At 47.6% G+C, this 24,101-nt stretch carries 13 protein-coding genes; 12 read left to right on the forward strand and 1 reads right to left on the reverse strand.

From position 1 onward, the window contains the following. Positions 1 to 6: 6 nt before the first annotated feature. The 12 genes from AC5JBY_RS22250 to AC5JBY_RS22305 all read left to right on the forward strand — a co-directional run bounded on the left by AC5JBY_RS22250 (position 7) and on the right by AC5JBY_RS22305 (position 22,153). Positions 7 to 1,047, forward strand: coding sequence for a DUF4097 family beta strand repeat-containing protein (locus AC5JBY_RS22250; RefSeq protein ID WP_495906861.1), 1,041 nt, complete (start codon positions 7 to 9; stop codon positions 1,045 to 1,047). Between the two features lie 90 nt (positions 1,048 to 1,137). After that, a complete protein-coding gene (locus AC5JBY_RS22255; RefSeq protein ID WP_495906862.1) occupies positions 1,138 to 3,570 on the forward strand; it encodes an ABC transporter permease in 2,433 nt (810 codons plus the stop codon). 116 nt (positions 3,571 to 3,686) lie between these two features. Beyond that, on the forward strand, positions 3,687 to 6,068 hold the full coding sequence (locus AC5JBY_RS22260) for an ABC transporter permease (RefSeq protein WP_495906863.1): 2,382 nt from the start codon (positions 3,687 to 3,689) through the stop codon (positions 6,066 to 6,068). Between the two features lie 110 nt (positions 6,069 to 6,178). Beyond that, on the forward strand, positions 6,179 to 8,623 hold the full coding sequence (locus AC5JBY_RS22265) for an ABC transporter permease (RefSeq protein WP_495906864.1): 2,445 nt from the start codon (positions 6,179 to 6,181) through the stop codon (positions 8,621 to 8,623). 23 nt (positions 8,624 to 8,646) lie between these two features. Continuing rightward, positions 8,647 to 11,088, forward strand: a complete 2,442-nt coding sequence (locus AC5JBY_RS22270) for an ABC transporter permease (RefSeq protein ID WP_495906865.1) — start codon at positions 8,647 to 8,649, stop codon at positions 11,086 to 11,088. A gap of 20 nt (positions 11,089 to 11,108) precedes the next feature. Continuing rightward, the gene (locus AC5JBY_RS22275) at positions 11,109 to 13,508 is read left to right on the forward strand and encodes an ABC transporter permease (protein WP_495906866.1); all 2,400 of its coding nucleotides are present in this window, start codon (positions 11,109 to 11,111) and stop codon (positions 13,506 to 13,508) included. Between the two features lie 223 nt (positions 13,509 to 13,731). Continuing rightward, positions 13,732 to 15,015, forward strand: coding sequence for a PepSY-associated TM helix domain-containing protein (locus AC5JBY_RS22280; RefSeq protein WP_495906867.1), 1,284 nt, complete (start codon positions 13,732 to 13,734; stop codon positions 15,013 to 15,015). Between the two features lie 109 nt (positions 15,016 to 15,124). Continuing rightward, on the forward strand, positions 15,125 to 17,512 hold the full coding sequence (locus AC5JBY_RS22285; RefSeq protein ID WP_495906868.1) for a TonB-dependent receptor: 2,388 nt from the start codon (positions 15,125 to 15,127) through the stop codon (positions 17,510 to 17,512). Positions 17,513 to 17,538: 26 nt separating this feature from the next. Continuing rightward, on the forward strand, positions 17,539 to 18,789 hold the full coding sequence (locus AC5JBY_RS22290) for a DUF4374 domain-containing protein (RefSeq protein WP_495906869.1): 1,251 nt from the start codon (positions 17,539 to 17,541) through the stop codon (positions 18,787 to 18,789). Between the two features lie 136 nt (positions 18,790 to 18,925). Then, positions 18,926 to 19,624, forward strand: a complete 699-nt coding sequence (locus AC5JBY_RS22295) for a DUF4198 domain-containing protein (protein ID WP_495906870.1) — start codon at positions 18,926 to 18,928, stop codon at positions 19,622 to 19,624. 421 nt (positions 19,625 to 20,045) lie between these two features. Beyond that, entirely contained in the window at positions 20,046 to 20,879 is an 834-nt protein-coding gene (locus AC5JBY_RS22300; protein WP_495906871.1) for a hypothetical protein, read from the forward strand. A 173-nt stretch (positions 20,880 to 21,052) separates the two neighbouring features. Continuing rightward, positions 21,053 to 22,153 carry a Gfo/Idh/MocA family protein gene (locus tag AC5JBY_RS22305; protein WP_495906872.1) on the forward strand — a complete coding sequence of 367 codons (1,101 nt, stop codon included), beginning with the start codon at positions 21,053 to 21,055 and terminating at the stop codon, positions 22,151 to 22,153. Positions 22,154 to 22,243: 90 nt separating this feature from the next. On the opposite strand, the gene AC5JBY_RS22310 is transcribed toward AC5JBY_RS22305, so the two are convergent. Beyond that, on the reverse strand, positions 22,244 to 23,590 hold the full coding sequence (locus AC5JBY_RS22310) for a family 43 glycosylhydrolase (RefSeq protein WP_495906873.1): 1,347 nt from the start codon (positions 23,588 to 23,590) through the stop codon (positions 22,244 to 22,246). Positions 23,591 to 24,101: the final 511 nt, after the last annotated feature.

A 24,101-nucleotide genomic window follows, 5' to 3' on the forward strand; every position in this document is an offset into this window, starting at 1 on the left:
GATACCATGAAACAAATACTCACCCTCCTGCTCGTTGCAGGTCTTGCCCATGTAGCCAATGCACAGGCTCAGGACGATGTGCCTTATCTTACGAAATCCTTGTCCAGCGCTAATATCCAAAAGGTGCAGGCTGAAACCTCCGGCGGTAATATTACTGTAACAGGCGGTAGCGATGCGGACGCAAAGATCGAAGTGTATGTGTATCCCAACAACGGACGCAAAAACGTACTGAGCAAAGAAGAGATACAGAAAAGACTGGAAGAGGATTATGAATTTTCTATTACAACAGCTGACAATAAATTAACCGCCATTGCCAAACCCAAAAACAAGCAATGGGGTTGGAAAAGGTCGTTCTCCGTATCCTTCAGGATCTATGTACCCCGCAACGTGAATACCAACCTTATTACCAGTGGCGGCAATATCCATATTGCTCATTTGAATGGCACACAGGACTTCAGGACAAGTGGTGGCAACCTGCATGTGGACGATCTTGCCGGCAAGGTCAAAGGTGTTACTTCCGGTGGCAATATCCACCTCAGCGATTCCAAAGATGATATTACGCTGATCACGAGTGGTGGCAATATCCATGCTAAGAACAGCAATGGAAAATTGGGGCTTACCACCTCCGGTGGTAACCTGACCCTGGAAAGCCTCACCGGCAATATAGATGCAACTACCAGCGGCGGTAATGTCAGTGGCAATACCATCGGGGGTGAACTATCGGCCGTTACTTCCGGTGGCAATGTTTCCTTGCAGGATCTTTCCTGCAGTGTGAGTGCCTCTACCAGCGGTGGCCATATGACGATCGGTGTGAAAGAACTGGGCAGCTATGTGAAATTGTCCAACTCCGGCGGCAACGTGAGCCTCACCATACCTGGCAATAAGGGAATGGACCTGAGACTGTCGGGCGATAAAGTGAAAGTAGACAAGTTGAACAACTTCAGTGGCACTATCGAAGAAGACCTGATAGATGGTAAGCTGAACGGCGGTGGTATTCCCGTTACGATCAAAGGTAATAGCGGAAGAGTGACGCTGACGATTAAATAAACATAAGTTCAATAAAGGTGAGCCGCCTTTGCCGCCCGTCTTTGCAGCGCTGCAAGGCGACTCACCTTAACTATACCAAACTAATGACCTGTGATTAAAAACTATTTCAAGATTGCCTGGCGCAACCTGCTTAAGCAGAAAGCCTTTTCTTTCATCAATATCTTTGGCCTGGCAGCGGGCCTTACCTGCTTTTTGCTGATAGCCCTGTACCTTACCGATGAACTTACTTTCGATGCCTTCCATTCGAAAGTAGGTTCTCTGTACCGGGTAATAGAAACTTCTACCTCTCCATCCGGTAAGGAAACCACTTCACCAGGAGTAGCTTATAATATTGCCTCAGCAACACAACGGGAACTACCGGAAGTAGCTGGCGCCTGCCGCTTCGGAGGTTTTACGCGGACCAATGTATGGAATGATGAGAACACCAACGTGTTCTATGAGAGCTATACCATGGCCAATGCCTCGTTCTTCGAGTTGTTCGATTTCCCCATACTGCAAGGCAACAGGCAGGCATTAACAGCACCTCATACCGTGGCTGTAACAGAAGAAACGGCACTTAAATACTTTGGCCGTAAAGATGTGTTGGGCAAAACCATTCGCGCCACTACCGACAGTATTCCTTATACTATAACGGCGGTAGTGAAAATACCTGGTAACTCACATATACAATTCAACCTCCTGTTCTCAGAAGCAACCCAGCTTACCAATGAAAGGTATCGGGAAAGCGTTAACCGGGATTGGAGTTCCAACTCGTTCTCTACCTATGTGTATTTAAAAGAAGGTCAGGATGCAACTTCCACAGCCAGCAAGATCAATAAGCTGGTCATGCAAAACCGGACCGGCGAAGATGGCCGGAAAAGTAGTTTCACACTGCTGCCGATCAGGGACATTCACTTCTACCCCAATGGCTCCACAGGCAATCAGGCTAACAGCAGCGTCAGGTACTTGTATGTATTTGCCATTGTGGCGCTGTTTGTATTATTCATTGCCTGTATCAATTATATGAACCTTACCACCGCCCGCTTTGCCGGACGGTCGAAAGAAATTGCCGTACGTAAAGTGGCAGGCGCGGACCGGCAAAACCTTGTCATACAATTTCTCACAGAAGCCCTCCTCATTACCTCTATTGCCCTGTTGCTCGCCCTTGCTGCCGTGCAAATGATACTACCCTCTTTTAATACTTTCACCGGCAAAGAATTATCGCTCGGTTTTAATACCGATTACCGCATATGGCTGGGCGTGTTGGCGATCACTGTTATTGCTGCACTCATGGCGGGTATTTATCCGGCGTTGTTTCAGTCCGGCCTCAAGCCGCTCTTGTTACTGAAAAACAAATTGAAACTTACACAGGGACACCTATCCTTCCGGCGGGTACTGGTCATCTTCCAGTTCTCTGTTTCCATCATCATGATGATTGCCACCATCGTCGTATTCCAGCAGCTGAAATATGTAGACACCAAAGATATGGGCTTCGACAAGGAACAATTATTGGTTGTCGACATCAACAGTGGTAAAGTGCGCCGCTCTGCTTCTACTATTAAAAACGAATATTCAAAACTATCGGCCGTAAAAGGGGTAACCATCACGTCCCGTGTACCAGGCGAATGGAAAAACATACCCCAAGTAAAAGTGAAGTTTGCCGACGATGCATCTAACCTCCCACAGGATATGGTTTACATAGCCGCCGATGAGGACTTTTTAAATACTTATGCAATAAAATTACAAAGCGGGAAGAATTTTGCCCCTGCCAGCCCTGATTCGCAAGCCGTAATGATCAATGCCGCCGCCGCTAAAGCCCTCGGCATCACGGAAGCAAAGGATCAGTGGATTGAAATACCGGCCGTACAATTTGGCGATGGGGTCAATTCCTTCGACGTTCCACTCAGGGTGCGGGTGGCAGGCATCGTACAGGATTTCAACTTCCGTTCATTGCGTGAAAAGATCACCCCAATGGTCATTGGCAATACACGGTTGCCTGTGCACAACATCGACTACTTCACTGTAAGGGTGAACACGGCCGATATGACAACGTCACTGAAGCAGATGGAAGACATTCTGCATAGAATAGATGCAGCCCACCTGTTTGAATACAATTTCCTCGATAAGCAGTGGGAACTCTTTTACCAGGAAGACCAAAAGCGGCAGGTCATATTCCTTTGTGTGGCATTTATGACGATACTGATCGCCTGCCTCGGACTGTTTGGCCTGGCTACCTATGCTGCCGAGCAACGCATCAAAGAGATCGGCATCAGAAAGGTATTGGGTGCAAGCATTGGCAGCATCATTTCTATGCTGTCCAAAGACTTTTTGAAACTGGTATTGGTGGCAGCCGTGATCGCCTTTCCTATTGCAGGATGGGCCATGTATCAATGGCTGCAGGAGTTTGCTTATCGCGTGAACCTGCAATGGTGGGTATTCCTGCTGGCCGGTAGCGCTGCTTTGTTCATTGCGCTCTTTACTGTGAGCTTCCAGGCTGTGAAAGCGGCGCTGGCCAACCCGGTAAAGTCGCTTAGGAGTGAATAAGACACACTCTTTATTGTCATTTCGAACGGAGCCATCAGAGAGTTAAAAGTACAGGCAGAAATGGCGCAGTGAGAAATCTGCTTGCGACAAATAGTAACATATCAAAATAACAAGACATGTTCAAAAACTATTTCAAAACCGCCTGGCGCAACCTGTTCCGTCAAAAGACGTACAGCTTGTTCAACTTGTTTGGACTTGCCATTGGCATATCCTGTGGACTTTTGCTCACGCTTCACATCAAAGAAGAGTTGAGCTATGAAAAGAACTTCCCTAAACACAATCGCCTGTACAGGGTCGTCAATACCGAGTGGGCCAAGAGCTCTCCTCCCCTCGCTGGTGAGTTGCAAAAGTATTTCCCGGAGATACAAGGCATAGTACGCTTTGCCAGCCGGGGCACGCAGGTAGTAAGCGCCAGCCCCGAAATACAGGGAGAAAGCAGGGGTTATTATGCTGACTCTTCTGTAATGGATGTATTTGATCTGAAGGGTGTTGCAGGCAACCCTGTACGAGCCCTGAGTGAGCCCAATGCCATAGTGATCACCCGCAGCATGGCAAAAAAATACTTCGGTAACAAAGACCCCCTGAACCAAAAACTCGTATTCAGTGATAAAGAAGAAATGTGGGTAAAGGGAGTAATTGAAGACCTGACGGGAAACAGTCACCTGGAATTCGATTACCTCGCCTCTATGGCATCCTGGTATAAACAAATTCCACCTGACTGGTACAACAACCGCGGATGGATGTTTGGCTGGACGTATGTAGCTTTTAAAGAGCCACAGGACCAGGCAAAAGCAGACAGAAAGCTGAAGGACTTTTACATGAAGTATTATGCTGCATGGGGCACTCCTGAAGAGATCAAACCAGAAGCAGAGAAGTGGCGCTTCCAGCCCATCACAGATATACACCTTACATCGAACCTGATACAGGAAGTGGGCGCCAACAGCAACATGACCTATATCTATATATTTATAGGCGTGGAAGTATTGATCTTGCTGATCGCCTGTGTGAACTTCATCAACCTATTCACCACGCAAGCTCTTAAAAGAATAAAAGAGGTAGGCATCCGTAAAATACTGGGCGCCGGCAAAAGCACGCTGGTGCTTCAATTCATGGGCGAAGCATTCATACTTACGTGCCTGGGCGCGCTGGCGGCCATAGGACTTTATCAGATAGCTCTCCCCTTTTACAACAATATTACCGGCAGGGATGTGGCACTCTGGGAATTATTAAAACCTGCCAACCTGCTCATCATTACCGGTATGGTGCTTTTTGTAGGGCTGCTGTCCGGATTGTTCCCGGCGTTGTTCATCACACGGTTCGATGCTGCATCCTCCCTGAAAAGTAACCGGCTTCCACGCTCTTCTGCTTCTTATGTTCGCAAGGGCCTCGTCGTATTCCAGTTTGTGGTATCAGGATTACTGATCATCTCCACCGTACTGATCTATCAACAAATGCAATTATTCCATGATAAAGAACTGGGCTTCGATCGTAACAATGTAATTGTAGCCAGACTGTATGGCAACTTCCAGGAGCAGGCGGTAAAGCACCCCGAGGTACTGGAACAACAATTGATGCAAAACCCGGATGTACTGGCAGTAGGTAAGGCCTCCAATGTAATTGGCGATGGGCTTAGCGTAGAGTCAGTTACACCCATCAATCCCGATCCCAATAAACAGTACTCCTCCGTGCAGGTAATGCGGGTGGATGAACACTACCTCGATGTAATGGGCATCAAGCTGAAAGCAGGACGCAATTTCTCCAGCGCCTTCAACGATTCCTCGAACTTTATTGTGAATGAAAAAGCAGCCGCGCTGCTGGGACTAAAAGAGCCTGTAGGCGCCGCAGTGGTAAACAACACCATGGACATACAGGGAAAAGTGGTCGGTGTGATGAAAGACTTCCACTTCGCCTCCCTGCATCACCAGATAGAACCATTGGTATTGCAATACAAGCCTCAATGGACAGGCAACCTACTCATTAAGACCAAAGCCACCAATACAGCTTCATTGATTAGCTTTCTCGAGAAAAAAGTGAAGGCCATATCACCTAATACGATGTTCAGCTATGGATTCCTCGATGATAAAATTTCCGGCTTGTACAAGAAGGAAAACAATATGAGCACCATACTGAATGTGTTTTCGATATTGGCCGTCATCATATCCTGTCTTGGTTTGTTTGGCTTAACGGCCCACGCCTCCGAAGTGCGTACCAAAGAGATCGGCATCCGCAAAGTAATTGGCGCCAGCATGAGCAACCTGCTGACCCTACTGTCTAAAGATTTTGTACTGCTGGTATTGGCGGGCAATCTTATCGCCTGGCCCATTGCCTGGTATGCTGCCAACAAATGGTTACAGGAGTTCACGTACAAGATCGATATCAGTTGGAAAGTTTTTGTGCTGTCGACAGTGGTTACACTGATCATCGCTGTATTGACCATCGGCTATCATTGTATCCGTACAGCGCGTGCGAACCCTGTGAAAAGTTTACGTAGTGAGTAATCAGGATGTCATTTCGAACGTAGCCATTTGGGACTTCAAAAAATACTCGATTACGGTGGAGTGAGAAATCTGCTATCGAAGTAAAAGAACCAAGTAACAAAACCCTGATCATGATAACGAACTATATAAAGATCGCTCTCCGTAACCTGCTCAAACGCCGGGGGAATACGCTCCTGAATATTGCGGGGCTTACCATCGGTATGACCTGTTGCCTGCTGATCTTTCATTACGTATCGTACGAAAGAAGTTATGACGATTTTCACCCAAAGGGTAATGACATCGTGCGCCTGCGGCTCGACAGTTATAAAGCTGGCGAACTGCGCTGGAAATCAGCCACCGTATTTCCGGCGATCGGTCCTACCATGAAAAAAGACTTTCCGGAGGTAGAAAGTTTTTGCCGGCTCGTTGATGCTGATTTCATCGTCACCAATAAAGCTACGCAAGCGAAATTCAGAGAGACGAAGGGTTATTTTGCAGACCAGGCAACCCTGCAGCTATTCAACATACAGTTGTTACAGGGTAATCCTGCCAATGCACTTACCGGGCCCGACAAAATGATCATTTCGCAAAGCATGGCCAATAGATACTTTGGCAAGCAGGATGCCATGGGGCAAAGCTTGAAAATACGTTATGAGAATATTTTTCAAAACTATGTGATCTCGGGCGTGTTCAAAGATTACCCGGCCAATTCGCATCTGGATATCAAATACCTCGCATCGTATGATGCCTTCAAGAAGATATACACTTACAATTATGGGGATACTACCAATGCCACTGAAACAGGCTGGGGATGGTATGCTTACTACACTTATGTACAACTAAAGCCCGGCACCGACAGAGCCCAATTTGAAGCCAAAATACCAGCATTCAGCGATCGTTATATAAACAATACAGAACGGGCAAAAAAGCATCATTTCAAAACGGAGATACATACTATGCCTTTGCAGGACATTCATCTGCAGTCGAATTTCAACCAGGAAGCAGAAGTGAACGGCAACGGTCAGGCTGTAGGGTTTCTCTTCCTCGTAGCCATTTTCATTATCGGTATTGCGTGGATCAATTACATCAATCTTGCCACGGCACGTTCGGCAGAACGCGCACGCGAAGTGGGTGTACGAAAAGTATTGGGGGCATTACGGATCGATCTCATCGGTCAATTTGTAACGGAAAGCTTCTTGATCAACCTTGTAGCGCTCGGTCTTTCGCTGACCTTTTTCTTTACGCTGCTTGCGCCGTTCGATCTGTTTACAGGACACCCATCGACCAATATTTCTTTATCTCCCTACTACTGGCAGCTCTTTATCATCTTGTTTACAGGAGGCACTTTAATATCGGGCATGTACCCCGCATTCGTCCTTTCCGGTTTTCAACCGATCAAAGCATTGAAAGGGGTCTTTAAAAACTCCATCAGCGGCCTGGTCTTACGCAAAGGGTTGATCGTATTGCAATTCACGACTTCCGTAGTGCTGATAGCGGGCACTATCGTCGTGTACCGTCAGGTAAATTTCATGCGCGAACAAAAGCTCGGCGCCAATATCGAACAAACACTGGTGCTGGAAGGAGCCGCCATGCCAACTCAGGCAAATTATACTAAAGTATTTCAGCCCTTTAAAACAGCCGTATTACAGCAAACCGGTGTAAAAGGGCTGACTGCTTCGTCCAGTGTTATGGGACAGGAGGTATACTGGACCAATACTTTTAAACGAGTTGGTGCAGGCGAAGAAACAGGTAATACCTTGTTCAGTGTGGGAATAGACCAGGATTTTATACCCCAGTTCGATATGAAGCTGGTAACCGGCAGAAATTTCGACAATACGTATGCCGCCGAGGGGCAGCATGGATTGCTGAATGAAAGGGCCCTTGCTGCTATGGGCTTCCCCAACGCTGAAGCCGCTATTGGCCAGAAGATAATGAATGGCTGGGACACCGTTACCATCGTAGGTGTATTGGCCGATTATCACCAGCAGGGATTGCAAAAGCCCATCGAGCCTATGCTCTACCGGTATTCACCAGATAGCAGAAATTATTATTCCATCAAGTTAGGAACCAAGAACCTGCCAGCTACTATTGCAGCCATAAAAGGCAGGTGGGATGTTTATTTCCCGGATGACCCATTCAGTTACACATTCCTCGATGAGACTTTTGCCACGCAGTACAAAGCAGATATTCTTTTTGGAAAGGTGTTCGGCATCTTTTCTTTCCTTGCCATCCTGATAGCCTGCTTTGGCTTGCTGGGACTGTCGGCGTATAATGTAATACAACGCACCAAAGAGATCGGCATCCGCAAAGTGCTGGGCGCCTCTGCTCAAAGCATCCTGGTATTGTTGTCGAAAGACTTTATGAAGCTGATCGTGATAGCACTGGTATTGGCGACACCGGTGAGCTGGTATATCATGCATCACTGGCTCCAGGACTTCGCTTACCGGATCGATATCGGCTGGTGGATATTTGCAGTAGCAGGGATGCTCGCATTGATCATTGCCTTGTTTACCATCGTGCTACAGGCTGCCCGTGCCGTAACGGAGAATCCCATTAATAGTTTGCGCAACGAATAATACCAACTAATAAAACACCGATCATGATAACCAATTACATAAAGATCGCGATCCGTAACCTTGGCAAGCGCCGAGGCAATACGTTTCTCAATATTGCAGGGCTTACTATTGGTATGACCTGTTGCCTGCTCATCTTTCATTATGTATCGTATGAAAGGAGTTATGATGATTTTCATAAACAGGGTAATGACATTGTGCGTCTGCGGATAGATAGTTATAAAGGTGGTGATCTGCGGTGGAAGTCGGCCACAGTATACCCGGCCATTGCTCCTACCATGAAAAAGGACTTTCCGGAAGTACAGGATTTCTGCCGGCTTATCGATGCAGAATGCCTCATGGTGAATGAGGCTACGCAGGCGAAATTCTATGAAACGAAGGGCTACTTTGCAGACCAGTCGACCATGTCCATGTTCAACATCCCGCTTGTACAGGGTAACCCCTCTACCGCGCTCACAGGTCCCGATAAGTTGATCATTTCCCAAAGCATGGCCAATAAATACTTTGGTACTAAAGATGCGCTGGGCAAACAGATAAAGGTGCGCGATGGTGGTCAGTTAAAGGGCTATGAAATAAGCGGGGTGTTCAAAGATTACCCATCCAATTCGCACCTCGACATCAAATACCTGGTATCGTATGATACGTTCAAGAAATTGCTGCTCGAAGGGGGTGACAGCAGTAATGCAGCGGAAACAGCCTGGGGATGGTATGACTTTTACGCTTATATACAACTGAAGCCCGGAACGGATGTCAATAAGCTGGCGGCCAAACTGCCTGCCTTCAGCGACAAATATATGAACAGCCTCGAGTGGGCCAAAAAGAACAACTTCAAGACGGAGATCCATATGATGCCCATGAAGGACATTCACCTGTATTCCAACTTCAACCAGGAAGCAGAGGTGAATGGCAATGGGCAGGCTGTAGGTTTCTTATTCCTCGTAGCGATATTCATTATCGGCATTGCCTGGATCAATTACATCAACCTGGCTACTGCCCGCTCGGTGGAACGGGCACGGGAAGTGGGTGTGCGCAAAGTGCTGGGCGCTTTACGGTTTGACCTCATCAGACAGTTCCTTACTGAAAGCTTTCTTATCAATATAATAGCCTTGCTGCTTTCCGTTGGCATCTTCTATGTGCTATTGAATCCTTTCGATCATTTTACAGGTCATCCTTCTACCAATATTTCCTTAACGCCTTATTACTGGCAGCTTTTTGCCATCCTGTTTATAGGTGGTACTTTATTATCGGGCATGTACCCCGCTTTTGTGCTTTCCGGTTTCCAACCTATTACTGTACTCAAAGGCATGTTCAAGAACTCTACCAGTGGGTTGTTGTTACGTAAAGGGCTTATCGTGGTACAGTTCACTACTTCGGTGGTATTGATCGCCGGAACCATCATCGTGTACCAACAGGTGAGTTTTATGCGTGATCAGAAGCTGGGCGCCAACATAGACCAGACGATGGTTTTGGAAGGCGCCCGGTCGGTATCGGACTCTGTATACAACAACACGATCCAGCCTTTCAAGACCAGTCTTGTACAGCTCAGTGGCGTGAAGCAGATGGCCGCCTCTTCCAATGTAATGGGCCAGGAGATCTACTGGACCAATACGCACAAGCGGGTGGAAGCCAGCGCCGAAGCTGCCAATACGCTGTATAACCTCGGCATCGATGCAGATTTCCTTCCGCTGTTTGGTATGAAACTGGTAGCGGGCAGGAACTTTGCCAACGACTTTGGCACAGAAAGAAAGAATGTGATGCTGAATGAAAAGGCGCTCAAAATACTGGGCTTTGCTAACGCTGAAGCTGCGATCGGCAAGCGGATCAACAGTGGCCGGGATACCAATACGGTGGTAGGCGTACTCGCCGATTTCCATCAGCAGGGTTTACAAAAAGCCATCGAGCCGATGTTGTTCCGGTTCAGGCCCGGCACCCGTAACTGCTATTCCATTAAAGTGGAAGCAGCCAACCTACCGGCAACGATTGCGGCGATCAAAGGGAACTGGGATAAGTTTTTCCCCAATGACCCCTTCAATTATACCTTCCTCGATGATACCTTCAGCGAGCAGTATAAGTCGGATATTCTCTTTGGCAAAGTGTTTGGCATCTTCGCCTTCCTCGCTATCCTTATTGCCTGTTTTGGGTTGTTGGGATTATCTGCTTATAATGTGATACAACGTACCAAAGAGATCGGCATCCGCAAAGTGCTGGGCGCTTCGGTTCAAAGTATTTTGGTACTGCTGTCCAAAGACTTTATGAAACTGATCCTCGTGGCGCTGGTGTTGGCCGTTCCTGTGGGTTGGTACGTCATGTACCAGTGGTTGCAGGACTTTGCTTACCGTATTCACATTGGCTGGTGGATATTTGTTGTGGCAGGTGTGCTGGCGTTGCTCATTGCGCTGTTTACCATCGTGCTGCAGGCGGCCCGTGCTGTGACGGATAGCCCGGTGAAGAGTTTGAGGAGTGAATAAAAACATTAAAATAATAAGCTGTGTTTAAGAACTTCATTCTGCTGGCGTGGAGAAATATTGTGAAACACAAGACTTTCTCCTTTATCAATATCCTTGGCCTTTCGGCAGGGATGTCCTTTGTGTTGCTGATCGGTACTTATGTTTGGGGGGAACTGCGTGTGAACGATGCTGTCCCGGACAATGACCGGGTGTTCATGCTGGAGAGCAAATGGGCGAAACCTGAAATGGGAATGAACATTACCTCTCCTGCCCCACTGGCCAAAGCGCTTAAAGAAAGCTTTCCGGACCTGGTGGAAGATTACTATCATCATGACGGCATCAGCTCTATCGTGTCTAAAGGCAATAAGTATTTCAGGGAAGGGTTGCAGCCCGGCGATGCAAGCTTCCTTACTATGATCGGCTTCCCGCTGCTGCAGGGTGATGCACGTACAGCGCTCAACAACCCTAACTCCGTCGTGATCACGGAAGGAAAAGCACGCAAATATTTTGGCCGTACCGATGTGATGGGTGAAACGCTCACGCTGCAATCTTTTGCTGGTGGAGGCAAACAGGATTTCATCATCACTGGCGTGTTGAAAGACATGCCCTACAATACGGTAACCAACTTTACCAATACGCGCAACGAGATCTTTCTGCCGGTAGAAAGTCTTCGTTTCTTTGGGCGCTATGATGGCTTCCAGGCATGGCAAAACGCCTATATCATCAATTACATAAAACTAAAGAAAGGCGTACGGACAGCCGACCTGCAGCAGCCTATCCGGCAACTACTGAAGTTGAATACGCAAGCTGATGTAGTCAACAACCTGCAAGTAAATCTGATCCCGCTGAATGAATATTATCTGCAACTGAACAATGGCCTCGCCCGGCGGATGGTGTATACCTTATCATTTGTGGCGCTCTTTATCCTGGTGATGGCTGTTATCAACTTTATCAATATCAGCATTGGCAATGCTACCACAAGGCTCAAGGAGATCGGTGTACGCAAGGTAATGGGCGGCACGCGACAACAACTTATCGGGCAATTCCTGATCGAATCGATTGTGATGGCCACCCTGAGCGTAGTACTGGCTCTTGCTATATACCAGTGGGCCATACCATTTGCCGGTAAGATGCTGGGCAGGTCATTGCCATCGCTCACAGCGTTGCCTGCACCATTCATCGCCGTGCCTGTGCTGATGGCGTTGGTGATAGGCGCCCTGGCGGGGCTTTATCCGGCCTTCGTGCTGTCTCTTCAACCTTCTGTTGACTCCCTCAAAGGCAAGCTAAAAACGATCAAAGAGAAAGTGGTCTTCCGCCGTTCTCTTATTGCGCTCCAGTTTACCACCGCTATCGTCGTGTTTGTAGGGGCTATCGTTATCGATAAACAGATCACTTACTCGTTCAACAGCAGCCTGGGTTATGATAAGGAACAGGTGATCACGGCCACCGTTCCGCGCGACTGGACCGTTGAGGGTGTGCGGCATATGGAAACGGTACGCAATGAAATGGCCAGCCTGCCATTTGTGACTGGTGCTACCGTATCGTTTGAAATACCGGACGGCATGAGTGGTGGCGGTGGCCGGTTATTTAAGCAGGGCGAAGATTCAAGCCGGGCAGTTATTTTCACCGGATTAGCTACGGATGATCAATATGCTGCTACGTATGGCATGCAGATGGTGGCCGGAAAGTTCCTCGAGAAAGATACTACCACTTTGGTGATCAACGAAACAGGAGCCAAAGCTATGGGTTGGCAAGTCCCTTCTGCTGCTCTTGGACAATTGATAAGAGTGGAAGGTAATCCACAAGCATTCACCATCACTGGCGTGATCAAAGACTTTCATTTTGATAGTAAACATGCCGTTATTCGCCCGCTTTTCATCAACCATATAAAAAATACCCTTGCCTACCGCTATCTTTCTTTTAGGGTAAAGCCGGGTAATCTTTCACAAACATTATCAGCACTGGAAAGCAAGTGGGCTACCGTGTTGCCCGGTGCACCATTCGATTACAAGTTTATGGATGATACGCTTGGCTTCATGTACCGATCGGAAATACAATTGAAGAAAGCAGCACAGACCGCTACCCTGCTGGCGCTCGTGATCGTGTTACTGGGCGTTTTGGGGATCGTGACGCTCAGTATTACGCGCCGCATGAAGGAGGTGGGTATCCGTAAGGTATTGGGGGCTTCGGGGATGCAGATCATTTTATTGTTCCTGAAAGAATTTGCATGGATGATCTTGCTGGCTAATCTCATTGCCTGGCCGCTGGCTTACCTCGCTTTGGAGAACTGGCTGGACAATTTCGTATACCGCATTCATATCAACTGGGTGCCGTTCATTACGGTGGCTGCCGTACTTGCAGCACTGATCACATTGATCGTCGCTATACAAACTATCATTAAAGCGCTTACCAATCCGATCAGGAATTTGAGGAGCGAGTAACAGAAAATGTATCGCTAAATAAGAAAGCCGGGCCTTAGATGCCCGGCTTTCTTGTTATGTTACTAACCGAAATATACAACTGATTTCTGCTTATGTCATCATTCCCCCTCCATTCTGTCATGAAAAAGTCAATTACTCATTTCGTAAGTACAGTTTCCTGATATAGCAAACGGCCGTAGGAAGAGGAGTCTACATTTGCAAAAATTTTCAAAGACGACTGTTTATGAAGCAACCTGCCGGCAACACTCCGAAAAAGAAGAAAAGCAGCAATCGCAGCTTGTTTTATAGAATATCAGCGTGGTTTCACCTGTGGCTGGGACTGGTTTCGGGTATCATTATGGTCGTCGTATGTCTCACTGCCTGTATATGGGTATTCCAGGAAGAGATCACCGGCATGCTGGAGCCTGAAACGAAAATAGCCGCACAGAATAAACCTGTGATCGCGCCTTCAGTACTCATGCACATTGCGGATTCCATTGACCATAAGAAGAAACCTAATTACGCCACTTATCAGCAGGGACGGGCTATTACCCTTGCTCTTGGCCGGGGCAGAAGTGGCAATACCATACTCCGTGTGAACCCTTATACAGGTGAAGTGATCAGCAAAGTAGAAAGGAAAGAAGGGGAAACGGATTTCTTTCGCTTTATACTCAACGGACACCGCTTCCTGTGGCTGCCTTACAAGATCGGCCGACCTATAGTGAACTACGGCACGCTCACTTTTGTGATCATTCTTATCACAGGCATGGTGTTGTGGTGGCCTAAGAAATGGACGAAGGCTACGCGCGATCAGAGCTTCAAAATAAAATGGAAGGCTTCTTTCAAGCGTGTGAACTACGACCTACACAACGTGCTCGGCTTTTATTCACTGCTCGTATTGAGCGCCATCGCGCTGACCGGCATGGTATATGGCCTGGAATGGTACAGCAAAGGACTGTATTGGGTTACGTCGGGTGGTCAAACACTTCCTGACTATAAAAGAAGCACCTCCGATTCGTTACAGGTTGGCAAGTTCTATACACCGCAGCAGGTGATGGATGTGGCGTGGAATAAAGTGATCACTGCACACCCCGAAGCAAAAGGTTTTTATTACTCTTTTGCTGATACAGCTCAACCTGCTTCCGCTTTATCTATCACGATCTACCCTACTGTTGGCAAGTACTACAACAACAGGAGCTTTGCCTTCGATCAGCATACTGGTGCAGCGTTGCCGGGGCTCAACAAGCTATACGATACCAACTTTGAAGAGGCGTCTACCGGCGCCAAGATCAGGCGGATGAACTATGATATTCACGTGGGCGCTATCCTTGGACTGCCCGGCAAAATAATGGCCTTCTTTGCAGCGCTGATAGGCGCCAGTCTGCCCATCACCGGCTTTATCATCTGGTGGGGCAAGAAGAAAAAGAAAGGCAAAGGAAAAAGTAAGCAGGCATCTGCCGCCCTTAAAACAACCAACACTACCAAACCTATTGTTCACGTAAAAAAAGATATGATGCAGGAATCATGATATAACATTACCAAACCTTACTGACTAATAAAAAAGGAGCAGCACAGCGCCAACTGTACGGCTCATCCACGAAAGTGGAGCTCTTCAATCTTGTACAACTAAAAAGCGTATGCAATATAAAAAAATATTGTTAACGGCTTTTGTATGCCTGTGCTATGGCATACTTGCAGCCCAAAACAATGCTCCCCAGGGAAGTATTTCCGGTCGTATTCAGTTCTCTTCAGGCGCTCCTGTTCCTCATGCTACCATCGTTGTAAAAGGCACCAGCCTGGGTGTTACTGCCGATGAAAAAGGCGACTTCACTATCAACAATGTCCCTGCAGGTTCTGCCGTGCTCGCTATCACCGCAGTAGGGATAAAACCATTCGAGAAGAAAGTAACCATACAGGCTGGTAAGACCACAACACTAAATCTTGAAGCAGCTTCGGTAGACAATACACTGGAAACAGTATCCGTTATCGGCCGTACCGCCACGCAGCTGGCCAACAGGCAGGCTTACAATGTCACTGCCATCGATGCCAAACAGCTGCACAACTCCACGCTCGATCTTTCTCATACGCTCGACCGGGTTTCCGGCGTGCGGGTGCGGGAGACAGGTGGCGTAGGTTCCAGCTTCAACTTTTCGCTGAATGGTTTCTCCGGCAACCAGGTAAGGTTCTTCCTCGATGGGGTGCCAATGGATAACTTCGGATCTTCTTTCCAGATCAATAATATCCCTATCAACTTTGCCGAACGAGTGGAAGTATACAAGGGTGTCGTACCCATTTGGTTGGGATCGGATGCACTTGGTGGCGCCGTCAATATCATCACCGGCAATAAGCAAAGAAACTTTGTTGATGCTTCTTATTCTTTCGGTTCCTTCAATACGCACCGCTCTTCTGTGAATGCCGCTTTCACTACTAAAAAGGGATTTACCCTGCAGGTGAATGCTTTTCAGAATTACTCCGACAACAATTACAAGGTGACGCTGGATGTGGCGGATATCAACACCGGGAAGTATTATCCCAACACTACGGTGCGCCGCTTTCATGACCGGTATCACAATGAAACGTTCGTTACCAATATCGGTTTTGTGAACAAGCCCTGGGCCGATAGGTTCCTCGTGGGTATTACACTCGGCAAGAATGAAAAAGAGATACAAACAGGGGCACGGATGACCTCTGTCTTCGGAGCATGGAAGCGTGAAGGTTCTATCGTAATGCCTTCTCTGAAATACCTGAAACAAAACTTTATCGTGAAGGGGCTCGATGTTACCGTGAATGCCAATTACAACCTGGGCAGTGAACAAAACATCGATACTTCCTTCAGACGCTATGACTGGTTTGGCAATTACAAGCAATATGATGGCCCCGGATCAGAACGCTCCAGGACTATGTACAAGTTCCGCAACCATATCGGACTGGCCACCGCCACTTTTGCCTACAAGCTCAACGATCATCATTCATTAGCCTTGAACAATGTGTATAGCTCTTTTGACCGGAAAGGTGATGATCCTCTGTTTCCTGATGAAGCTAAATACCAACAGCCTCAACGCACCAACAAGAACATACTGGGCTTCAGCTATAAATTCGACTACAACGAAAAATGGAGTGTGATGGCGTTTGGTAAATACCTTTCCCAAAATGCCTTTACCCGTGTTTCCTACAACCCCTCTGGCACATATGGCGATGTTGCCTATAAGGATCAAAAAAACAATATCAGCAAGATGGGCTATGGCATTGCTTCCAGCTATTTTATTACGCCGTCCTTTCAGTTGAAAGCTTCTTATGAAAGAAGCAACCGCCTGCCGGAGAACGAAGAGATGTTTGGTGACCTCATCAACCAGGAAAGCAACTTCTTTTTGAGGCCCGAAAGAAGCGATAACATAAACCTTGGTGTACAGTATTCCTTCAAGTTGAAAGAGCACCATCGCTTTGCCTTATCGGCCAGTGGTATTTACAGAAGAGCTACCGACTTTATCTACTTCCGGTTGAACAACAACCAGTCTATGCTGGTGGCCGACAACCTCGCCGGCGTCAACAATGCCGGTTTTGAAAGTGAGGTAAGGTATTCGTATAAAAGCTGGTTATCTGCCGGTGTGAATGTGACCTACCAAAACATTATCAACAAACGCAAGTATGAGCCCGGCTACACAGGCGTTAGCCCGGTTTACAATGACCGCATGCCCAACCTGCCTTTCCTGTTTGGCAATGCAGACGCAGCTGTTTACTTCAAGAATGTGCTGCAACAGGGCAATAATTTAAGCATCGGTTACAACCTGTTGTATGTGCATGCTTTCTATCTCTACTGGCCCAGCCTTGGCTCCAGCGGCGATAAATATGGTATTCCTCAACAGCTGGCGCATGATGTGAACGTGATCTATACGCTCAAAAACGGCCGGTACAATATCGGGCTGGAGTGTAAGAATATTACCAACGATCAGCTTTATGACAACTTCAGCCTGCAAAAACCAGGCAGGGCTTTCTATGGAAAGCTCCGTTACTTCTTTGCCAAATAAATACATACATAAATCAAACCCACACAATGAAAAGAGTAAACTATGCCGCACTGGCACTCGCGTGCTTAGCAGCATTTGCGGCCTGTACAAAAGATAATAATTCGAGTGAACCCGATCCGAATAATCCTGCTAAAGGAAGGTTTGTAGTAGCGGTGAGCCCTATCGCCAGCACCGGCGTAGCTGATTACCTGCTGACTGCATCAACGCTGGACAGCGGTAAACTCTCCCTGGCCGGCAATGGACTGGAACAGGATGGCACCTACCGGTATTACACAGTTTCCGGTACTAAATTCTTCAGTATGCTGTATGGACAAGGTAATCCCGGCGCCGTGACTATATACGACCTCGACGCACAAGGCAAACTCAAAAAACTCTCCAACTTCCAGTCAGAGAGTGTACATGCTTTTGGTCCTGTAGGTAATGACATCCTGATGGTAAAAGCTGCCAGAACGTACACCAGCCCAATCGGACGTTGGTACCAGGTAGGAACCGAAAACCTCATCATCAACAAAGAAGGGCAATTCAACGCATTAGAGTTCACCAACAACGGAGAACTGGCCCACTTCAGCTGGCTGCAGGCGGTAGGCAACAAAGTATTTGCTCCTTATTTCAGCATCAAGGCAACAACTGATGGCGGATGGACTACCAGCTATCCCGACAGTGCATGGATCGCTGTTTATTCCTACCCCAGTATGACATTGGAAAAGGTGATCAAAGACAACCGCACCAGCTCCATCGGTCTGTATTTTGTGAACGGTCTGGCAGTAGTAGAAAATGGTGACGTATATGCCTTCTCACCTGCCAACACAATAGGCAAAACAGGAACGACACAGTTCTTCAATTCTACCAAGCCTTCTTCCATTACCCGCATCAAAGCCGGCACCACGGAGTTTGATCAAACTTACCTGTATGATGTGGAAACAGCTTCCGGCGGTTACTATATCAATGGCTGGGTGCATGCAGGCAATGGCAACATGGTAGTGGCCCTTAACCACAAAGATCAGAAAAGTCAGTGGCAGACTGCCAACAGGCTGGCCATCGTCAACCCTGCCAATAAAACATTCCAATGGGTTACCGGTTTGCCCGATGTAGCTACTGTAAGCAGATTCTCCATGACCAACTACTCTGCAGGAAATGGTATTTCTTATATGGGCATCACCACCAAAGACAACAAGAGCGCCGTATACAAGATCAATGCAACTACAGCCACTGCCACCCGCGGTACAGAGATCGATGGCGGTATCATTACTGCCATCCAGTGGGTGCCTGCCAAGTAGACGAAATCTTATTATCCATTAACCTGTAAACTATCCTATAAAAAGTAGCATTGGTTATCTACTCCTTGAAGGGGGATGCATTCCTGCCTCCCCCTCTTTTTAGAAACATCTTCTCATCATCAATAAAAAGAACATCATGAAAAATATCCTGGTAAGTATTCTGTTTCTGTTCATCTCCTGTGAAATATTTGCGCATGCATTGTGGATAGAAACCAATGCCACCGGCCGCAAAGGACAGGCGCAGGAAGTGAAAGTATTTTACGGAGAGTATGCCGAGTTTTCACCTGAAAAAGTAAAGGACTGGTATTCGGATGTAAAAGACTTCACGTTGTGGCTGGTAGCGCCCGATGGACAAAAAACAAAGCTGTCAGCAACAGCAGGAGAAAGCTATTATACCGCCAGCTTTACGCCTGACAAGGATGGTCAGTATACTTTATTGATCAGCCATAGTGCCAAGGACCTTGGCAAAACCACTCTGTACCAGTTCAACACCAGCGCCTTTGTAACAGTAGGCGCTGCGAAAGTGTTATCGACAGAAGCCAATTCAAATCCCTTGAAATTCTCTTTGCAGCAGGCGAAGCTCAACCAACCGGTAAGTCTGCAAGCGTTTTTTAAGAATGCTCCCTCGGAGAAAATCAATATTACCGTGTTTTCTCCCAAAGGCTGGACGAAAGAACTTAAAGGAAACAGCAGCGGTATGGCTGAATTTGTTCCTGAATGGAAAGGCAAGTACATGATCGAAGTTTCCAGAACTGATGAAGAGAAAGGCGAACACCACGGAAAGGAGTACACCGGTATCTGGCGTTGTGCCACTTATCTGGTGGAGATACAATAAATTGTCCTTGCGTGGATCAAAGCGGGTGTGCCGGGTGCGGCGCGCCCGTTTTTTCGTATAAACCTGTTTACCCTGAAAGCACAAGCACTTTTTATGCAGTCAGGCCGCTCAGGTGGCCAGACTAACCGACTGTCGCCGATATCACTTGAAAAGAGTCTCCTCCCGGGATACTTAATGGATGATGTATGGATACTCCATACATACCCCCACCTAAAGGCGCACTTTACTAAAACGCAAACCCTTAGCCATTTGACGAAAATCAAACAATCCTGATTGGTCTGGCCGCTTGGAGCGGCCTGACTACCGGATAGGCCAATATGCGCCAAACGAGCCAAACCACGCCAGTATTGACTTTCGTTCAAAAAACTTTTCTGCAAGATTCAGGTTTTTCGTAAATTCAGGTATATAAAATCCAGTTCCCATGAAACAAATTGGCGGTATCTGCTATCCGCTCGTCAAGACAATCGATGACCTCGTTTTCTACGAATTATGCGGCGAGTATTACGCCCGTAAGAAAAGCACCCTCACCGGCAAGCGTGTAAAAACAAGTCCCGAATTCAGGCGAACAATGGTGCATGCCAATCTCCTGGCGCGTGCATCAAAGATCGGTGCAACCGTCTACAATGCTCTCCCACCCGGCTGGCGGCAATTCTGGATGTATCGCTCTTTCACGGGTGAAGCGCTCATCTTACTACAAGACAATCCCTATACTGATGATGAAGTAAAGCAATTGTTGTGGCAATGTTATGTCGAGTGCTGGGAACAACGAAAGCTCATTGACCCTGATAATCCTATCTTCCAACCAAAGCCAAAGAAAATCAGGAAGCGGAGGAAATATAGTGATGAATCTATACAACGAATGCTGAAGCGAAAGGATAAAAACGGCAAGCCTAAATTTATCGACCCGGAAGAAGAAGAAAGGAAACGGCAACACAAAGCCATGAATAGAGCGTGTTATGAAAGGACGATGGAGAAGTATCGGAGATTGGAAGAAGAACAGCTTCGAGTTGCGAGTGACGAGCTACGAGCCTCTGTTATGACAGAACAGGTTTCGGAGCAGGAAGACAAAGTAGTTCCTGCTTTGTTGGTGCGGAGGGCCAAAGGCCCTGGAATAGTGATGCGAGGCTGCAAGCCTCGCAGAGCGAAAACCCGATTGCTTCGATGGGGCCGGAGGCCCCAAAATAGCCTCATCCCGCCATTGACGGCGGAAAGGCGAGCGAGTGAAAAAGCATATGAGTTATGTGACACGTCCTGAATCTAAAAATAATTCGTGTAATCTCTTCCACGTAATCAGGTTTTAATTTTGTTCAATCTGTTTCAATCCGTGTGATCAGCACTCAAGCCATGCGATCAGCATTTCAAAATGAGCTATATTTAGAATAGGAATTTCCCAAACACAGATTGCTCACTATTTTAAACCTGATTGCTATGGCATCACAATCGCGCAGAAATGCTATCAAAACCATTGTCACGGGCAGTGGTATCATTCTTTTATCGCCCAACAGTTTATTTTCCGCACAGCAGCAAAAGAAAGACAAGCTCGGTATTGCGCTTGTTGGCCTCGGTTATTACAGTACCGACCTGCTGGCACCTGCCCTGCAGCAAACGAAAAATTGCTACCTCGCAGGGATCGTTACCGGTACGCCTGCCAAAGCGGAGGCATGGAAGAAGAAGTATAATATTCCGGACAAGAACATTTACAATTACCAGACATTCGACAGCATTGCCAACAACCCCGACATCGACGTGGTGTATGTAGTGCTGCCTCCTTCGATGCACAAGGAGTATGTAATAAGGGCGGCGAATGCCGGCAAACACGTATGGTGCGAGAAGCCCATGGCAATCACTGCGAATGAGTGCCAGGAGATGATCGACGCCTGCCGTAAGAACAAGCGGTCGCTCGCCATCGGGTACCGGATGCAACATGAGCCGAACACCACGGAGTGGCGCAAGATCGTTCAACAGAAACAATTGGGTAAAGTGAAACAGGTGAATTGTGCTGCCGCCTATCGCGACAACCGCACCGACCACTGGAAGCAGAAAAAAGAAATGGGCGGCGGCGTATTGTATGATATGGGCGTATACGCCATACAGGGAGCCCGCCTCGGCACAGCGATGGAGCCGATTGCCATCTTATCGGCTACCACTTCTACTACCCGACCTGAGATATACAAGAACGGTCTTGACGAAACAGTCGTTGCCAAACTGGAATTTCCCGGTGGCGTAATTGCCGACATCAAAACGAGCTTTGGGGAGAATATCAACTTCCTCGATGTGACCTGCGAAAAGGGCATCATCAAAGTAAATCCCTATTCTGCTTATAACGGGCAAAAAGCCAGCAGTCCTCTTGGTGAGATCAACCATCCTTACCAGGTGCCTTTTCAGCAGGCAAAACAAATGGATGATGACGCGCTCACTATCATGCAGGGCAAGCCAATGCCTGTGCCTGGTGAAGAGGGACTACGTGATATACGGCTTGTGGAAGCTATTTACAAGTCGGCAGCGAGTGGGAAGCAGGTAAACTTATAAAATAAGATCCGCAGCGTCTCCTTCAGGAAGACGCTGCGGAAATGAAAGCGATTAGTCAGGCCGCTCAAAGCGGCCAGACTAATTCGTAACTTAATCGAGCATATTTACGTTTACATAATCTACCTGCACATCGCTATTCACTCCTACCAGGCGGATGGTATTGCTTTTGCCGGCGTTGAGTTTTACCGTCAGCGAGGCGCGACCTGTAAATGCTGTTGCGTTGCCGGTGGATAGCAGGTTCAGCAAAGAGTAATCAACGCCATTGACCAGCAATTTTACCCGGCCATAGGCAGCGCCGGCATGCTGGATATTGATGGTTGCACGACCACCCTTTTTACCGCCGTTCACATTGGCAAATTCAATGTAAGCATCGGCTGTTTTCAGATTAGAGATATACTTGCCACCGGAAGCAGTAGCGCCATTGGCAACAGAAGCTGTGCCACCAGTAACAGCACTTTCCGCTTCGTACTTCGTGCCATTGGGTACAGCAGCTTTTTTATTGGTGATAGCAGGTACGCCTGTTTTTGTTTGCTCCACCAGTTGAATGGAGCCGTCGGCATCGAAGTGCAGCTCATCTACACAGATCGATCTCAGGTTTCCTTTACCTGTATTGGAAAGGGACTGGTTATGATAGAACATATACCATTTTCCTTTATACTCAACAACAGAGCCGTGGTTGGTATCGCAACCCGTTTTGCCCAGGAATACGCCGTGGTGCGTCCAAGGTCCCAAAGGACTGGAGCTGGTAGCATACCGCAACTGGTTTTGACCGGGTGTATTGTCGGCATAGGTAAGGTAGTAAACGCCCTTTCTTTTGAATACCCAGGCGGCTTCGTGAAAATCGACGAGCCCTTCCATGTTTTGCATGGCGCCATCGATCTCCGTCATATTATCTTTTAGCCTTCCACCCTGGCACTTGCTGCCACCGCCGTAATAGAAATAGGCTTTGCCATCGGTATCGATGAACACACTGGGGTCGATCATGGCATTGCCACTCAGCCCTTCAATGAAACCGCCCGGCGTGAAGTCGCTGGCCGGCTTTTTACTGGTGGCCACGCCGATCTTCCAGGTCTTATTCCACTCTGTGCCGCTGGGATGCGGGAAATAAAAGTAATAAGTGCCGTTCTTGTAGGCACAATCGGGCGCCCACATGAAGCCGCCTTCTTTGCGCCCCCAGGATACCTGGCTGGCATTGAGGATCTCGCCTTCGTCGCGCCAGTTGACCATATCGTTGGTCGAGTACACATGGTATCTGTCCATCAGGTCGCAGCCGCGGGCCGGATCGATGTCATGGGAAGGGTATACATACAGGCGGCCGTCGGACCAGACGTGTGCCGAAGGGTCGGCGGTGTAGATACTCGTAATAAAAGGGTTTTGTGCGATGCTGCATTGACAGATAAAAAGGGCAAGGGAGAGCAAGGAGATTAATCTCATCATAGACAAGCTTGTATTGATCGTTTAATAATGTCACAAATAAAAGCCTGCGACCTTAAGAAAACGCTTAATAAATGCTTAATCAAGGGATTAATGTGAATATTTAGGTTGAAAGGTTAATAAGTTGACAGGTTGATTAGGAGGAATACCCCTTTAGCTTTGCAACCTGTTTTTCAGTCTGGCCGCTTTGAGCGGCCTGACTATACTTATTACCCGTCATGCCTCCCCTATCAACTTTTTAACTTGTTAACTTATCAACCTCCTCAACCTGTATCAAAAGCGGACAGTTTTTGTATCGGAAACGAACTACTTCGTATGCTCAATGCCCCGTAGCAGGCTGCTAATCATGCTACTATGTTCTGGCATGTGTTTGCCATACTACCGGCAGGCCTCCAAAGGCAAGGGAAAGCATAGCCATGAATGGGAAAGTGTAGCCATGAAAATTTTCCCATATGCAACAAACAGCCGTTATGGGAGCCTTTTAGATTAAATCGTTGAGCCAAGACCAAAAACC

Source organism: Paraflavitalea sp. (assembly GCF_059502485.1).

Excerpts from the sequence above, each read along its gene's own strand:
- AC5JBY_RS22250 (WP_495906861.1), top strand. The coding sequence starts at position 7 with ATGAAACAAATACTCACCCTCCTGCTCGTTGCAGGTCTTGCCCATGTA.
- AC5JBY_RS22260 (WP_495906863.1), top strand. The coding sequence starts at position 3,687 with ATGTTCAAAAACTATTTCAAAACCGCCTGGCGCAACCTGTTCCGTCAA.
- AC5JBY_RS22265 (WP_495906864.1), top strand. The coding sequence starts at position 6,179 with ATGATAACGAACTATATAAAGATCGCTCTCCGTAACCTGCTCAAACGC.
- AC5JBY_RS22270 (WP_495906865.1), top strand. The coding sequence starts at position 8,647 with ATGATAACCAATTACATAAAGATCGCGATCCGTAACCTTGGCAAGCGC.
- AC5JBY_RS22280 (WP_495906867.1), top strand. The coding sequence starts at position 13,732 with ATGAAGCAACCTGCCGGCAACACTCCGAAAAAGAAGAAAAGCAGCAAT.
- AC5JBY_RS22285 (WP_495906868.1), top strand. The coding sequence starts at position 15,125 with ATGCAATATAAAAAAATATTGTTAACGGCTTTTGTATGCCTGTGCTAT.
- AC5JBY_RS22290 (WP_495906869.1), top strand. The coding sequence starts at position 17,539 with ATGAAAAGAGTAAACTATGCCGCACTGGCACTCGCGTGCTTAGCAGCA.
- AC5JBY_RS22295 (WP_495906870.1), top strand. The coding sequence starts at position 18,926 with ATGAAAAATATCCTGGTAAGTATTCTGTTTCTGTTCATCTCCTGTGAA.
- AC5JBY_RS22300 (WP_495906871.1), top strand. The coding sequence starts at position 20,046 with ATGAAACAAATTGGCGGTATCTGCTATCCGCTCGTCAAGACAATCGAT.
- AC5JBY_RS22305 (WP_495906872.1), top strand. The coding sequence starts at position 21,053 with ATGGCATCACAATCGCGCAGAAATGCTATCAAAACCATTGTCACGGGC.
- AC5JBY_RS22310 (WP_495906873.1), bottom strand. The coding sequence starts at position 23,590 with ATGATGAGATTAATCTCCTTGCTCTCCCTTGCCCTTTTTATCTGTCAA.